This window comes from Herbaspirillum sp. CF444 (genome assembly GCF_000282135.1).
Taxonomy (GTDB): Bacteria; Pseudomonadota; Gammaproteobacteria; order Burkholderiales; family Burkholderiaceae_D; genus Herbaspirillum.
Genome location: NZ_AKJW01000059.1, coordinates 1 through 13338 on the forward strand (window position 1 = coordinate 1; position 13338 = coordinate 13338).

Below are 13338 nucleotides of genomic sequence, written 5' to 3' on the forward strand. Positions count from 1 at the left end.
CGGCCCGCCGTATGCGTCGGCGGATTCTCTGTTCGATCTGGCCAACTATCCCGGCGTCTACCTGAAGCTGACCAATCGCACCATCGGCGAAGCCGCGCGCGGCGCGTCGACGCCGCAAGCATTCTTCCCGCGCGTGGTGGAAGCCTTCGGCGCCAGACGCATCGCCTGGGGTTCCAATTTCCCGTCGGCGGAAGGTTCGCTGGAATCGCTGCTGGCGGAAGCCAGGGCAGGTCTGGCCATGCTGTCGGCGGAAGATCAGGCATGGATCTTCGGCGACACCGCGCGCTCGATTTATCCTGCGCTCAACAAGATGGGATCGCCGGCATGAAGATAGAAAACAGCGTATTGCACCTGAGCACTGCGTTAAAAAAATATCCGCATACCGCGAAGCTGATGAGCGGCGAAATCAGCGCTCCGGACGTGCGCCTGGATTGCCTCGACATCGAGCCCATCCATCGCGCGTTTGCACCGATGGCGCGCAGCCAGACTTACGATGTCAGTGAAATGGCGATCGCGACTTATCTGCAGGCCAAGGCCTACAACAAGCCGCTGATCATGCTGCCGACGGTGCTCGCTGCGCGCTTGCAGCAACGCTGCATCGTGTACAACGCCAGGCGTCATCCGATGGGCATCCAGGATCTGATCGGCGCCCGCGTCGGCGTGCGCGCTTATACGCAGACCACCGGCATGTGGGTGCGCGCGATTCTGGAAGGCACCTACGGCATTGCCACTGAAAAGATCAACTGGATCACCTTCGAAGGCGGCCATCTGCTGGAATACCAGGACCCGTCCTTCGTCACGCGTGCACCGGCCGGCAAGGACATGTTGTCGATGTTGAAAGCGGGAGAAATCGATGCCGCCATTTTCGGCAACGATTTGCCAGACGAAGAAGGCATTCTGTCTTTGATTTCCGATCCCGTCGAAGCAGATCGGATCTGGTACGCCAAGCACGGTTTCGTGCCGATCAACCATGTCGCGGTCATGCATCGCGTCGTCGCCGAGGCGCATCCGGACAGCGTCAAGTCGGTGTATAACTTGTTCAGGCAAGGCAAGGCGGCCGTCGATGCGCCGGCCGAACTGCTCAGGAAATTGCCGGACGGTATCGACGCGCTGCGCGGCCCGATGGAAATGATCCTGGCGTGTTGCGAAGAGCAGCAGCTCCTGCCGCGCAAACTTGATCCGGATGAAATCTTTGCCGATTGCATTGAATTTTTGGGCGACGATGCGCGCTGACGGTTAAGCGCAGTTCCCACCCTCGTACCTGTTGCATCTTGAAGTCGCCATGCAAGAGCGACACAGCTAAAACTAATTTATCTACAGAGGAGAACCACACGTGGACATGCAAGACATTCCCGTCCAGCGACTGAAACGAAAGCGGCGCTTTTACGAAGACATCTCGTTTCAGGTGTTTTTCGGCATCGTCGTCGGCGTCGTGGTCGGTCACTACTATCCCGACATCGGCAAGACCATGCAGCCGCTCGGCGATGCATTCATCCGCCTGATCCAGATGGTGGTCGGTCCGATCATCTTTTGCTCGGTGGTGAGCGGCATCGCCAATGCCGGCGACATGAAAAAGGTCGGTCGCGTCGCCATCAAGGCACTGATCTATTTCGAGGTGGTGACTTCGCTGGCGCTGGTGATCGGCCTGGTGACGATCAACGTGCTGCAACCCGGCGTCGGCATGAACATTGACGTCGGCGCGCTCGATACCGGCGCCGCCAACTCCTACATCACGCAGGCGCATCAGTTCGTGTCGACCAGCACCTTCCTGCTCAATCTGATTCCGAAGACCATGGTGTCGGGCTTTGCCAACGGCGATGTGCTGCAGATCCTGTTCTTCTCGGTGCTGTTCGGTTTCGGGATGGCGGCGGCGGGCGAGCGCGCCAAGCCGATGATGAGCGTCATCGACAGTTTTTCGGCGGGCATGTTCTGGATCATCGGCCTGGCGATGAAGATTTCCCCGATCGCCGCGTTCGGCGCCATCGCCTTCACCGTCAGCAAGTTCGGCGTCGGCTCGCTGGTGTCGCTGGGAAAACTGGTCGGCGAGTTCTATCTGACCTGCGGTCTGTTCTTCGTGCTGATCCTGTTTCCGGTCACGTATGTCAGCGGTTTCAACCTGTTCAAACTGATGCGCTACATCCGTGCCGAACTGCTGCTGGTGATCGGCACCAGTTCGTCGGAAAGCGTGTTCCCGCAACTGCTGAAAAAGCTGGAGCAGCTGGGCTGCGAAAAATCGGTGGTCGGCCTGGTGCTGCCGGGCGGCTATTCCTTCAACCATGACGGCACCTGCCTGTACTTCGCAGCGGTGGCAGTGTTCCTGGCGCAGGCGACCAATACGGCACTGGGCTGGGAGCAGCAGGTCGGCTTGCTGCTGGTGTTGCTGGTCACGTCGAAGGGCGGGGCGGGCGTCGCCGGATCGGCCATCGCCGTGCTGGCCGCCACGCTGGCTGCGACCAATGCCATCCCGGTGTCGTCGATCGCGGTGATTCTCGGCGTGCACCGCCTGCTGTCTTCCGCCTTCGTGTTCGTCAACATCACCGGCAATGCCGTCGCGACGGTGGTGGTGGCCGGATGGGAGAACGCGCTGGATCGCACCAAGTTGCGTGCCGAACTGGATGCGGGTTATGTCGAGCCTGAAATCATCATTCGCAAGACCGTGGCCGCGGGAAGATAAACCTCCCGTGCCGGGATCGCTCCCGGCGCGTCACGGCAGGCGTTGATCGCTGGTTCGCGCCTGCCGGGGCGCGGCTGAAATTCGCCTCATCTCGCAGTACACATTTGATTCATCACACATTACACCGAATGTCATATCCATTCGGGAGGGAGACATCATGAAAAAATTTGCCCGCACCATCGCTGCTTTCGCCGTTGCCACGCCATTGATGGCGGTCGTGGACGCTGCCCAGGCCCAATCCAACGTCACCATTTTCGGCACCGTCGACGGCGGCGTCCGCTACCAGACCAACGCCAACGCCACCGGCGGCAGCAAGGTTTTCATGGGATCCAACGGCTGGAACAGTTCCAACAAGCTGGACATCGCCGGCACCGAAGACCTCGGCAGCGGGATGGAAGCGCATTTCCTGCTCGAAAACGGATTCAACCTGGCCACCGGCGCATTCGACAACACCACCAACACGCTGTTCAACCGGCAATCCTTCGTCGGGATAAAGGGCGGTTTCGGCGCCATCGACCTGGGACGCCAATACACGATCTCGCATGACTTCATCCTGGAATACGATCCCTACGGCTTCAACTACACCTCGCTGATTCCGCTGACGCAGGCGTCGAGCGGCACGCGCTTCAGCAATGACGTCAAGTACACCGGCATGCTCGGCCCCGTCAAGCTGGAGCTGGAGAATTCCTTCGGCGAAAACGCCGGCAGTTTCAACGACGGCTCGGCGCGCGGCATCGGCCTGCAGTACTACGTCGGCGACCTGATCGTCGGCGGTTCCTACAACCTGCGCCGGGTGTTGGTCGGCACCACCTATCGCAACGAGGACTACTACCTGACCGGCGTTTCCTACAAGTTCGGCGACTGGAAGATATCGGGAGGCTACATGATCGACACCATCGACATGCGCTCGACCGCTCCCGATACCGTCACGCGCAACACCTTCGGCGGCGTCGCCTATTCCATCACCGAACGGCTGAAACTGACCGGCGGCTTCTACCGTACCGCCGTCTCCACCGACAAGGCGGAGCGCAAGGACATGACCATCATCGGCCTGGACTATTACCTGTCCAAGCGCACCAAGCTGTACACCGAAGTCGACTACACCAAGTATCGCAAGACCGTCGTCACGACGCTCAACACGGCAGGGGCGCCACACCAAACGGCGTTCACAGTCGGTATCAATCATCGTTTTTAATTTGTAAGGCTGCTTCGCAAGGGGTGGTCGGCAGCTTCATCAACAGGAGAGTTTTTTCATGATCATCGATTGTCACGGCCACTACACGACGGCCCCCAAAGCCCTGGAAGAGTGGCGCCAACGGCAGATCGCCGGCATCGCGGATTCCGCGTCGATGCCGTCCGTCTCTGAACTGAAAATCAGCGACGACGAACTGCGCGAGACCATCGAAACCAATCAGCTCACCTTGATGAAGCAGCGCGGCATCGACATGGTGATCTTCTCGCCGCGCGCCAGTTTCATGGCGCACCATATCGGCGACTTCAACGTGTCGGCGACCTGGTCGGCGATTTGCAACGAGCTGTGCTTCCGCATCAAGGAGCTGTTCCCCGATCATTACGCCGGCGCGGCCATGCTGCCGCAATCGCCCGGCGTTAATCCGCGCACGTCCGTGACCGAATTGGAAAAGTGCGTGAAGGAATACGGCTTCGTCGGCATCAACCTCAATCCCGATCCCTCGGGCGGTCACTGGACGTCGCCGCCATTGTCGGATCGTCACTGGTATCCGATTTACGAAAAAATGGTCGAGTACGACATCCCGGCCATGATCCATGTCAGCACCAGTTGCAACGCCTGTTTCCATACCACCGGCGCGCACTATCTGAACGCGGACACGACGGCGTTCATGCAATGCCTGACCTCGGATTTGTTCACCGATTTCCCGACGCTGCGTTTCCTGATTCCGCATGGCGGCGGCGCCGTGCCATATCACTGGGGCCGCTTCCGCGGCCTGGCGCAGGAGCTGAAGAAGCCGTTGCTGAAGGATCATCTGCTGAACAACATTTTCTTCGACACCTGCGTCTACCATCAGCCTGGCATCGACCTGCTGAGCAAGGTGATCCCGGTCGACAACATCCTGTTCGCCAGCGAAATGATCGGCGCCGTGCGCGGCATCGATCCCGAGACCGGGCACTACTACGACGACACCAAGCGGTACATCGAGAACACGCCGCACCTCAATGCCGAGACGCGCTACAAGGTCTACGAAGGCAATGCCCGGCGCGTGTTCCCGCGACTGGACGCGGCGCTCAAAACGAAAGGACTGTAACCATGGCTACCCCGATGAACGATCTCGGCATCGTCAAACGCAACATCGTCCGCGCCGACAAGGCTGCGGTCGAGAAGCTGTCGCGCTTCGGCGTCGCCACCATCCACGAAGCGATGGGGCGCGTCGGCCTCATGAAGACATACATGCGCCCTATCTACACCGGTGCCGCGATGTGCGGCACGGCGGTGACCGTGTTGCTGCAACCCGGCGACAACTGGATGCTGCACGTGGCGGCGGAGCAGATCCAGTCCGGCGACGTGGTGGTGGCAGCCTGCACGACCGACAACGAAGACGGCTTCTTCGGCGACTTGCTGGCGACCTCGTTCCGTTCGCGCGGCGCGCTGGGCCTGATCATCGACGGCGGCGTGCGCGACGTGAAGGATCTGGAACAGATGAAGTTTCCCGTTTTCTCGCGCGCCATCAGCGCCAAGGGTACGGTGAAGGCGACGCTGGGTTCGGTGAATATCCCGGTGGTTTGCGCCGGCGCGGCGATCCATCCGGGCGACGTCGTCATCGCCGATGCCGACGGCGTGGTGGTGGTGCCGGCCGCAGTCGCACAACAGGTTGCCGATGCGGCGGAGGCGCGCGAAGCCAATGAAACGGACAAGCGGGCGCGACTGGCGTCGGGCGAACTCGGCCTCGACATGTACAAGATGCGCGACCCGCTGGCGGCGGCCGGATTGAAGTACATCGACTGAGGAGGGAAACGTCTGCAATTGCCGCGCGTTGTTTCTTTTCCGGCAACCGGCAAGCCCGCTTCATGCGGGCTTGTTCTTTTTGCATCTTCCTGCACCGGATTCCGCAATTGGACAGAAATAAAAACTATTCTGTATAATCGACCGCAAATAACGAAACAGAACTTCCTGAGTTAAGCTGAATTCGCTTCTGAGTTCTTATCTCTTGCCAGCTTCCTGCTTCGTTACGTAAGCGTTAACGTCAACCAACGCGTCATTCACGTGCCGTGCCTGAAGGTTTCAGGCAGCGATTCATGTCGCCGCGCACGTGTATAACGCTATGGTGAAAAATTGACGACACACTTACTCCCTCCGGGCTTGCCTGCCTTGCCCAACGCATTTTCCGTAATCTCCGCACCCGCTGCACCATCCTTCCCCGACGACGAGCCAGCCGCCATGCTGCGTTGCGCGCGTTCGACCACTTCCACACGGGATCAATAACATCATGACGACTACAAACAAATCCACAGATGCATCCGCTGAAACCACGGCAAGCGGATTGCTGCCGCTGGTGGCGATCGTGTTCACCAGTTTTCTCTGCATTGGCATTCCCTTGCCGGCCTTGCCCTTGCACGTCAACGGCGTGCTCGGCTTCAGCGCGCTGACGGTGGGCTGGGTGGTGGGGATTCAATCCTTTTCGACCATTTTGTCGCGCAAGTTTTCCGGTTCTTACTGTGATCGCCACGGCTCCAAGCGCGCGGTGTCGGTCGGTTTGCCGATGGCTTCCGTGGCCGGCTTGCTGTATTTCGCGTCGACCATGATCGCCGATGCAGGCACAAGCCTGGTCGTTCTGTTCATCGGTCGCTTGCTGATGGGGCCGGCGGAAAGCCTGTTCCTGACCGGCACCATGACCTGGGGCATCGGCCGCGTCGGCATGCAGCGCACCGGCAAGGTGATGGCGTGGCAGGGCATCGCGATGTTCGCCGCATTGGGATTGGGTGCGCCGATCGGCATCGCCATCCAGCAGCGTTTCGGCTTTGCCGGCGTGGCGCTGACTACGATGCTGCTGCCGATGGTCGGCCTGGCGATTGCGGCGGTCTTGCGCGGCTTGCCTGCGCTCGGCAGCAAGGGCGGCGGCGTGGCGATGTCGGAAGTGCTGCGCCTGATCTGGCGCTTCGGCCTGGCGCTGGCCTTGAGCGCGATGCCGTTCGCCATCATCACCAGTTTTCTGGTGTTGCTGTATGCCAGCAACAACTGGTCGGGCGCGGGCATCGCGATTCTCGGTTTCTCGGCGGGTTATGTCGGTGTGCGCCTGTTCTTCGCGCATTTGCCGGATCGCATCGGCGGCGCCAAGGTCGGCGCCGTCTCGGTGGCCATCGAGCTGGTCGGGCAATTGCTGTTGTGGCAATCGCATGACCCGATCATGGCGGGCCTCGGCACCTTGCTGACCGGCATCGGCTTTTCGCTGGTGTTCCCGTCGATGGGCGTGCAGGCGATGGCGCGCGTGCCGGCACATTCGCGCGGCCTGGCGGTGGCGACCTTCATGGCCTTCATCGATCTGGCGGCAGGATTGACCGGACCGGTGGTGGGCGTGCTGATCGGCTTCTTTGGCTACGGCTCGGCTTTCCTCGCAGGCGCGGTGGCTTGCGTGCTGGCCTTGTTGCTGATGGTGTCGGGTATGTCGCGAGCGCCGGCACGGCAGCAGGCGTAGGCCAGGCGAGGAGGGGATGTAACAACTGTAAGAGATTGTTTACAACTGGCTGACACTCGAAACTATTAGGGAATAATGCGTCTAAAAAATTGTCCTGTCTGAGGCAGGACATCAATGCAACAAGCTTGTGTTACAGCATCCTTGCCGCATCCCTTATTTTTACAGAGGCGTCATCATGAGAACAATCCATAAAATTACAGTCATCTCCATCACGGTGTGTGCTCTGACAGTGCTGGGTGGCTGCAGCAATATGTCGCGTCGCGACAAGAACACCGCAGTAGGAGCAGGCATCGGCGCCGTGGCCGGTGCGGTGCTGACCGGTGGCAGTGGTATTGGTACAGCGGGTGGCGCGGCAGTGGGCGGCGTGATCGGTCATCAGATCGGCCGATAGCGTATTGATAGCAGCTGGCTGAAATAAAAAGGGATGTCGTATTGAACGACATCCCTTTTTTGTTTCATGTCGCTTTGGTTTTACACCACCGCGGCCAGCGCCGTCGCCTTCAGCTTCGACTCCAGCGCCTTGCCCTTGCGTGCGCGCTTGCCGATGTGCAGACCCAGCGCCACGGCCGACAGCGAAACTTCCTGCGCCTTGCCGCCGCGGCCGGTGCCGGAGACCAGCACGCCCTTTTGCGTGATGGCTTGCGCGGCCAGCAGTTTCTCGTTCTTTTCCAGTTCCATCAGGATCACGCCGCGGCCACCGCTGGACAGGGTCTTGATTTCATCCAGGCCGAACACCAGCAGACGTCCTTGTCCCGACAGGCAGGCGATCGCGCTGGCGCCTGCCGGCATCGGACGCGGGGCCAGCGGCAGGTCGCCGTCGTCCAGCGTGATGAAGGCCTTGCCGCCCTTGACGCGGCTGAGCATGTCGCCGAGCTTGGCGGTGAAGCCGTAACCGGCGTCCGAGGCCAGCAGCATCTGCGTGTCGAGCGGACCGGCGAAGTAGTGTAGCAAACTGTTGCCGCTGCCGAGGTCGACCAGCGTAGTGATCGGCACGCCGTCGCCGCGCGCGTTCGGCAGCGAGTTGACGCCGACCGTATAGATGCGGCCGTTGGAGCCGAAGCCCAGCAGGTTGTCGACGGTGCGGCACTCGAAGGCACCGTACAAACCGTCGCCGGCCTTGAAGGTGAATTGCGTCGCATCGTGACCATGGCCGCCGCGTGCGCGCACCCAGCCCTTTTGCGAAATGATGACGGTGACCGGTTCGTCGATGATCTTTTGTTCGACCACGGCTTTTTCGGCCTCTTCGATCACGGTGCGGCGGTCGTCGCCGAACTGCTTGTCGTCGGCTTCGATTTCCTTGATGACCAGTCGCTTCATCGAGGATGGATTTTCCAGCAGGTCTTGCAGCGTCGATTTCTCGTTGCGCAGTTCGGCCAGTTCTTGCTGGATCTTGATGGTTTCCAGGCGCGCCAGTTGGCGCAGGCGGATTTCCAGGATGTCTTCGGCCTGGCGGTCCGAGAGCTTGAACGCCTCGATCAGCGCCGGCTTCGGTTCATCCGATTCGCGGATGATGCGGATGACCTTGTCGATGTTGAGCAGGATGGCTTCGCGGCCTTCGAGGATGTGGATGCGGTCCTCGACTTTTTGCAGCTTGAATTGCGTGCGGCGCGTGATGGTGGCGAAACGGAAGCTGATCCATTCGCCGAGGATGTCGCCGAGACCCTTCTGGCGCGGGCGGCCATCGCCACCGATCATCACGAGGTTGATCGACGAGCTGGTTTCCAGTGAAGTCTGGGCCAGCAGCGTGTTCATGAATTCGGTCTGGTCCTGGTTCTTGGACTTCGGCTCGAACACCAGACGTACCGGCGCTTCGCGGCCCGATTCGTCGCGTACGGCGTCGAGCATCGCCAGGATGCTTTGCTTCTGCGCCTGTTGTTCCGGCGTGAGCGTTTTCTTGCCGAGCTTGATCTTGGGATTGGTCAGCTCTTCGATTTCTTCCAGCACCTTCTGCGACGATACGCCCGGCGGCAATTCGGTGATGACCGCCTGCCACTGGCCGCGCGCCATGTCTTCGATCTTCCAGCGCGCGCGCACCTTGAGGCTGCCGCGTCCGCTCTGGTACATCTCGGCAATGGTCGACGACGGCGTGATGATCTGACCGCCACCCGGAAAGTCGGGGCCGGTGATGTGCGTCATCAGTTCTTCATGCGTGATCTTGGGGTTGCGGATCATCGCCACGGCGGCACGCGCCACTTCGCGCAGATTATGCGACGGGATTTCGGTTGCCATGCCGACCGCGATGCCCGAGGCGCCGTTGAGCAGCAGGAAGGGCAGGCGCGCCGGCAACAGCTTCGGTTCTTCCGTCGAACCATCGTAGTTGGGCTGGAAGTCGACCGTGCCCATGTCGATTTCATCGAGCAGCAATTTGCTGATCGGCGTCAGGCGTGCTTCCGTGTATCGCATCGCCGCAGCACCGTCGCCGTCGCGCGAGCCGAAGTTGCCCTGACCGTCGATCAGCGGATAGCGCAGCGAGAAATCCTGTGCCATGCGCACCAGCGCGTCGTACACCGACTGGTCGCCGTGAGGGTGCAATTTGCCGAGCACGTCGCCGACCACGGCTGCCGATTTGCGCGGCTTGGCGGTGGCGTTCAGGCCGAGTTCGTTCATCGCGTACAGGATGCGGCGCTGCACCGGCTTCTGGCCGTCGGCCACGTCGGGCAGGGCGCGGCCCTTGACCACCGAGATGGCGTAGTCGAGATAGGCGCGCTCGGCGAAGGTCGACAGCGTCAGCGATTCGCCGTCGGACGGCGCGGCTTGTTCAAACAGATTGGCTTGTTCAGTCATGTGGCTGGGTTGCGTTGATGTCGTTTAGTGAATTATTCGATGGAAGTCGGCGGCGGCATGCTGCGGCGACCAGGCAGGATGATTTCGATGCGGCGCGGTTTTTCGCCCTTGTTGCCCACATCGACATTGTTGTTGGCGCTGCCGCCAGGTTGGTACAGCTGATAGAACTGCGCCACCAGTTGCACGTAGTTGCGTGTTTCCGGATAGGGCGGGATTTGGTTGTTGTACTTCTGCACGGCGCGCTCGCCGGCATTGTAGGACGCAATCGCCAGCTCCAGCCGTTTCGGGAACAACACCTGCAGATCGCGCAGATAACGCGCGGCCAGGCGGATGTTGATCTTGGGATCGGTCAGCTTCTGCTGAATGGTCTTGCGGCGATCGCCTTGCACGCCGTAGCGCTCGGCGGTCTCCGGCATGATCTGCATCAGGCCGATGGCGCCCTTGGGCGAGACGGCGGTGGGATTGAAGCCGGATTCGGCCGCCATGATCGCCTTCAGCAAGGCCGGCTCTACCGAGAATTCCCTGGCGCTCTGGTCCACCATGGCTTCATATTTTTTCAGGTTCGGATGCTGCAGCATCAGTTGCATCAGCGGCGAGGACATGTTCGGTTTGACGGTCACGCCCGGCACGCCGCGGGCGATCTTGTCCGAATCGAAGGTGGCGTCGCCGCGCATGAACAACTGATAGCGGTCGTCGAGTTTTTCCGTCGAGACGTGCGCCATGCCGTCGGTGTCGATGTAGCCGTAGACGTCGGCGTGTGCAGACATGCAGGCAAACAATGCGGCGCCAACAATTGCTGTTTTGTTCAATGTCTCAAATAGTCGTCGTCCCAGCGAACGCTGGGACCCAGCGTCGTGAATATCGTCTGGTGCATCTATGGAAGAACGCGAATTTATTGGCGGCTGTGACGTTGCTGGATTCCGGCGTTCGCCGGAATGACGGCCAAGAGTGCAGAAATTTTTCGAGCGCAATACCCTCCCGGCTTTCCACAAGATGGGAAAGTTGAGGAGGAGAGTGCTCAGCAAGGTCATCGTTAAATATCCGCTTCCGCTTCGTTGCCGTGCTCTTCGATCCAGGCACGGCGCGAGGCGGCTTCGCCTTTGCCCATGAGCATGGTGAAGCGCGCTTCCGAAGCGATGTGGTCGAGTTCGCCCAGGGCGACCGGCAACAGGCGGCGGGTGTCGGGATTCATGGTGGTTTCCCACAATTGTTCCGCGTTCATTTCACCCAGGCCTTTGAAGCGCGAGATGCTCCATGCGCCTTCTTTCAGGCCGTCCTTGCGCAGCTTGTCTTCGATCGCTTCCAGCTCGCCGTCGTCGAGCGCGTACAGCTTTTGCACCGGCTTCTTGCCGCGCGCGGGCGCGTCGACGCGATACAGCGGCGGACGCGCGATGCAGATGTGGCCGTGGTCGATCAGCTTGGGGAAGTGCTTGAAGAACAGCGTCAGCAGCAACACCTGGATGTGCGAGCCGTCGACGTCCGCATCGGAGAGGATGCAAATTTTTCCATAGCGCAGACCGCTCAGGTCGGGCGTGTCGGTGTGGCCGTGCGGATCGACGCCGATGGCGACCGCGATGTCGTGGATTTCATTGTTGGCGAACAGGCGGTCGCGCTCGGTTTCCCAGGCGTTCAGGACCTTGCCGCGCAAGGGGAGGATCGCCTGGAACTCTTTGTCGCGGCCCATCTTGGCCGAGCCGCCGGCGGAGTCGCCCTCGACCAGGAAGATTTCATTGCGCGTGATGTCGCTGGATTCGCAGTCGGTCAGCTTGCCCGGCAACACGGCCACGCCGGAAGATTTCTTCTTCTCGACTTTTTGCGCTGACCGCAGGCGGCTTTGCGCCTGCTTGATCACCAGGTCGGCCAGTTTCTTGCCGTATTCGACGTGCTGGTTCAGCCACAGTTCCAGCGAAGGACGCGAGAAGGTCGACACCAGACGCACGGCGTCGCGCGAGTTGAGGCGCTCCTTGATCTGGCCCTGGAATTGCGGGTCGAGCACCTTGGCCGACAGCACGAAGGAGACGCGCGCGAACACGTCTTCCGGCAGCAGCTTGACGCCCTTGGGCAGCAGCGAGTGCATTTCGACGAAGCTCTTCACCGCCGAGAACAAACCTTCGCGCAGGCCGGATTCATGCGTGCCGCCGGCCGAGGTCGGGATCAGGTTGACGTAGGATTCGCGCACCACGTTGCCTTCTTCGGTCCAGGCCACGACCCAGGCCGCGCCTTCGCCTTCGGCAAAACCTTCGGCATCGGGGCCGGCGTATTGCTCGCCTTCGAACAGCGGGATCAGCGGATCGGCGCTGGTCGATTGCGCCAGCGATTCAAGCAGGTAACCGCGCAGGCCCTGGTCGTATTGCCAGGTCTGTACGTCGCCGGTCTTGCCGTTGACGAGCGACACCTTGACGCCCGGCAGCAGCACCGCCTTGGAGCGCAGCAGGCGTTGCAGCTCTTGCTGCGAGATCGTCGGCGAATCGAAGTACTTGGGATTCGGCCACACCGTCACGCGGGTGCCGGACTTCTTGTCGCTCGCGGTTGCCGAACGCGATTGCAGTTTTTCGATCAGGTCGCCGTCGGCGAAGGCCAGCGTGTGGACGCCGCGTCCTTGCTCATCCTTGCGCCAGACCGTGATTTCCAGGCGCGAGGCCAGCGCATTGGTGACCGACACGCCGACGCCGTGCAGGCCGCCCGAGAAGGCGTAAGCGCCGCCGCTGCCCTTGTCGAACTTGCCGCCGGCATGCAGGCGGGTGAAGACGATTTCGACGGTCGGCACGCCTTCGTCCGGATGCAGGCCGACCGGGATGCCGCGGCCGTCGTCCTCGACGCTGACGCTGCCGTCGGCATTGAGCGTGACGATGATGTTCTTGCCGTGACCGCCCAGCGCTTCGTCCGAGGCGTTGTCGATGACTTCCTGGAGGATGTGCAGGGGATTCTCGGTCCGGGTGTACATGCCCGGGCGCTGCTTGACCGGTTCCAGGCCCTTGAGGACGCGGATGGATGATTCGCTGTAGTCAGACTGGGATGCGGAAGTTTTTTTAGTTGCCATGCAGATGAGGGTCGAATCGGGGAATCGGGTGTGAGCGGCTAAACACCGCCGAAAGCTATGCCAAATGCGCATTCTAATGAAAAATCGGCAGGGACAGGAAGTTTGCACGACGACGACATGATCGATTTGATAACTGTTGCCGGCGCGGATCAGGCTTTCCCAGGGGAAATGCG

At 60.8% G+C, this 13338-nt stretch carries 11 protein-coding genes; 8 read left to right on the top strand and 3 right to left on the bottom strand.

Going from position 1 to position 13338, the window contains the following annotated elements; all coding sequences use genetic code 11:
- The 8 genes from PMI16_RS11775 to PMI16_RS25295 all read left to right on the top strand — a co-directional run.
- On the top strand, window positions 1–328 hold a 328-nt coding region (locus tag PMI16_RS11775; protein WP_007879734.1), incomplete at its 5' end, for an amidohydrolase family protein.
- Window positions 325–1233 (top strand): hypothetical protein, encoded by a 909-nt coding sequence (locus PMI16_RS11780; protein WP_007879735.1) that lies wholly within the window; start codon window positions 325–327, stop codon window positions 1231–1233. The genes PMI16_RS11775 and PMI16_RS11780, both read left to right, overlap by 4 nt.
- 106 nt (window positions 1234–1339) lie before the next feature.
- Window positions 1340–2674, top strand: coding sequence for a C4-dicarboxylate transporter DctA (gene dctA, locus PMI16_RS11785; RefSeq protein ID WP_034380176.1), 1335 nt, complete (start codon window positions 1340–1342; stop codon window positions 2672–2674).
- Window positions 2675–2831: 157 nt separating this feature from the next.
- Window positions 2832–3869 (top strand): porin, encoded by a 1038-nt coding sequence (locus PMI16_RS11790; protein WP_007879737.1) that lies wholly within the window; start codon window positions 2832–2834, stop codon window positions 3867–3869.
- Between the two features lie 58 nt (window positions 3870–3927).
- Entirely contained in the window at window positions 3928–4956 is a 1029-nt protein-coding gene (locus tag PMI16_RS11795; RefSeq protein ID WP_007879739.1) for an amidohydrolase family protein, read from the top strand.
- A gap of 14 nt (window positions 4957–4970) precedes the next feature.
- The gene (gene ligK / locus PMI16_RS11800) at window positions 4971–5654 is read left to right on the top strand and encodes a 4-carboxy-4-hydroxy-2-oxoadipate aldolase/oxaloacetate decarboxylase (protein WP_034380179.1); all 684 of its coding nucleotides are present in this window, start codon (window positions 4971–4973) and stop codon (window positions 5652–5654) included.
- 481 nt (window positions 5655–6135) lie between these two features.
- The gene (locus tag PMI16_RS11805) at window positions 6136–7341 is read left to right on the top strand and encodes an MFS transporter (protein ID WP_007879741.1); all 1206 of its coding nucleotides are present in this window, start codon (window positions 6136–6138) and stop codon (window positions 7339–7341) included.
- A gap of 175 nt (window positions 7342–7516) precedes the next feature.
- A complete protein-coding gene (locus PMI16_RS25295) occupies window positions 7517–7732 on the top strand; it encodes a glycine zipper 2TM domain-containing protein (RefSeq protein WP_007879742.1) in 216 nt (71 codons plus the stop codon).
- An 80-nt stretch (window positions 7733–7812) separates the two neighbouring features.
- Here PMI16_RS25295 and parC read toward each other — a convergent pair whose 3' ends face one another.
- The 3 genes from parC to PMI16_RS11820 form a co-directional block, all read right to left on the bottom strand.
- Window positions 7813–10125 carry a DNA topoisomerase IV subunit A gene (gene parC / locus PMI16_RS11810; protein ID WP_007879743.1) on the bottom strand — a complete coding sequence of 771 codons (2313 nt, stop codon included), beginning with the start codon at window positions 10123–10125 and terminating at the stop codon, window positions 7813–7815.
- A 32-nt stretch (window positions 10126–10157) separates the two neighbouring features.
- Window positions 10158–10892, bottom strand: coding sequence for a lytic transglycosylase domain-containing protein (locus PMI16_RS11815; RefSeq protein WP_007879746.1), 735 nt, complete (start codon window positions 10890–10892; stop codon window positions 10158–10160).
- Window positions 10893–11158: 266 nt separating this feature from the next.
- The gene (locus PMI16_RS11820) at window positions 11159–13165 is read right to left on the bottom strand and encodes a DNA topoisomerase IV subunit B (protein ID WP_007879748.1); all 2007 of its coding nucleotides are present in this window, start codon (window positions 13163–13165) and stop codon (window positions 11159–11161) included.
- Between the last annotated feature and the right edge of the window lie 173 nt (window positions 13166–13338).

Excerpts from the sequence above, each read along its gene's own strand:
- PMI16_RS11780 (WP_007879735.1), top strand. The coding sequence starts at position 325 with ATGAAGATAGAAAACAGCGTATTGCACCTGAGCACTGCGTTAAAAAAA.
- dctA (WP_034380176.1), top strand. The coding sequence starts at position 1,340 with ATGCAAGACATTCCCGTCCAGCGACTGAAACGAAAGCGGCGCTTTTAC.
- PMI16_RS11790 (WP_007879737.1), top strand. The coding sequence starts at position 2,832 with ATGAAAAAATTTGCCCGCACCATCGCTGCTTTCGCCGTTGCCACGCCA.
- PMI16_RS11795 (WP_007879739.1), top strand. The coding sequence starts at position 3,928 with ATGATCATCGATTGTCACGGCCACTACACGACGGCCCCCAAAGCCCTG.
- ligK (WP_034380179.1), top strand. The coding sequence starts at position 4,971 with ATGAACGATCTCGGCATCGTCAAACGCAACATCGTCCGCGCCGACAAG.
- PMI16_RS11805 (WP_007879741.1), top strand. The coding sequence starts at position 6,136 with ATGACGACTACAAACAAATCCACAGATGCATCCGCTGAAACCACGGCA.
- PMI16_RS25295 (WP_007879742.1), top strand. The coding sequence starts at position 7,517 with ATGAGAACAATCCATAAAATTACAGTCATCTCCATCACGGTGTGTGCT.
- parC (WP_007879743.1), bottom strand. The coding sequence starts at position 10,125 with ATGACTGAACAAGCCAATCTGTTTGAACAAGCCGCGCCGTCCGACGGC.
- PMI16_RS11815 (WP_007879746.1), bottom strand. The coding sequence starts at position 10,892 with ATGTCTGCACACGCCGACGTCTACGGCTACATCGACACCGACGGCATG.
- PMI16_RS11820 (WP_007879748.1), bottom strand. The coding sequence starts at position 13,165 with ATGGCAACTAAAAAAACTTCCGCATCCCAGTCTGACTACAGCGAATCA.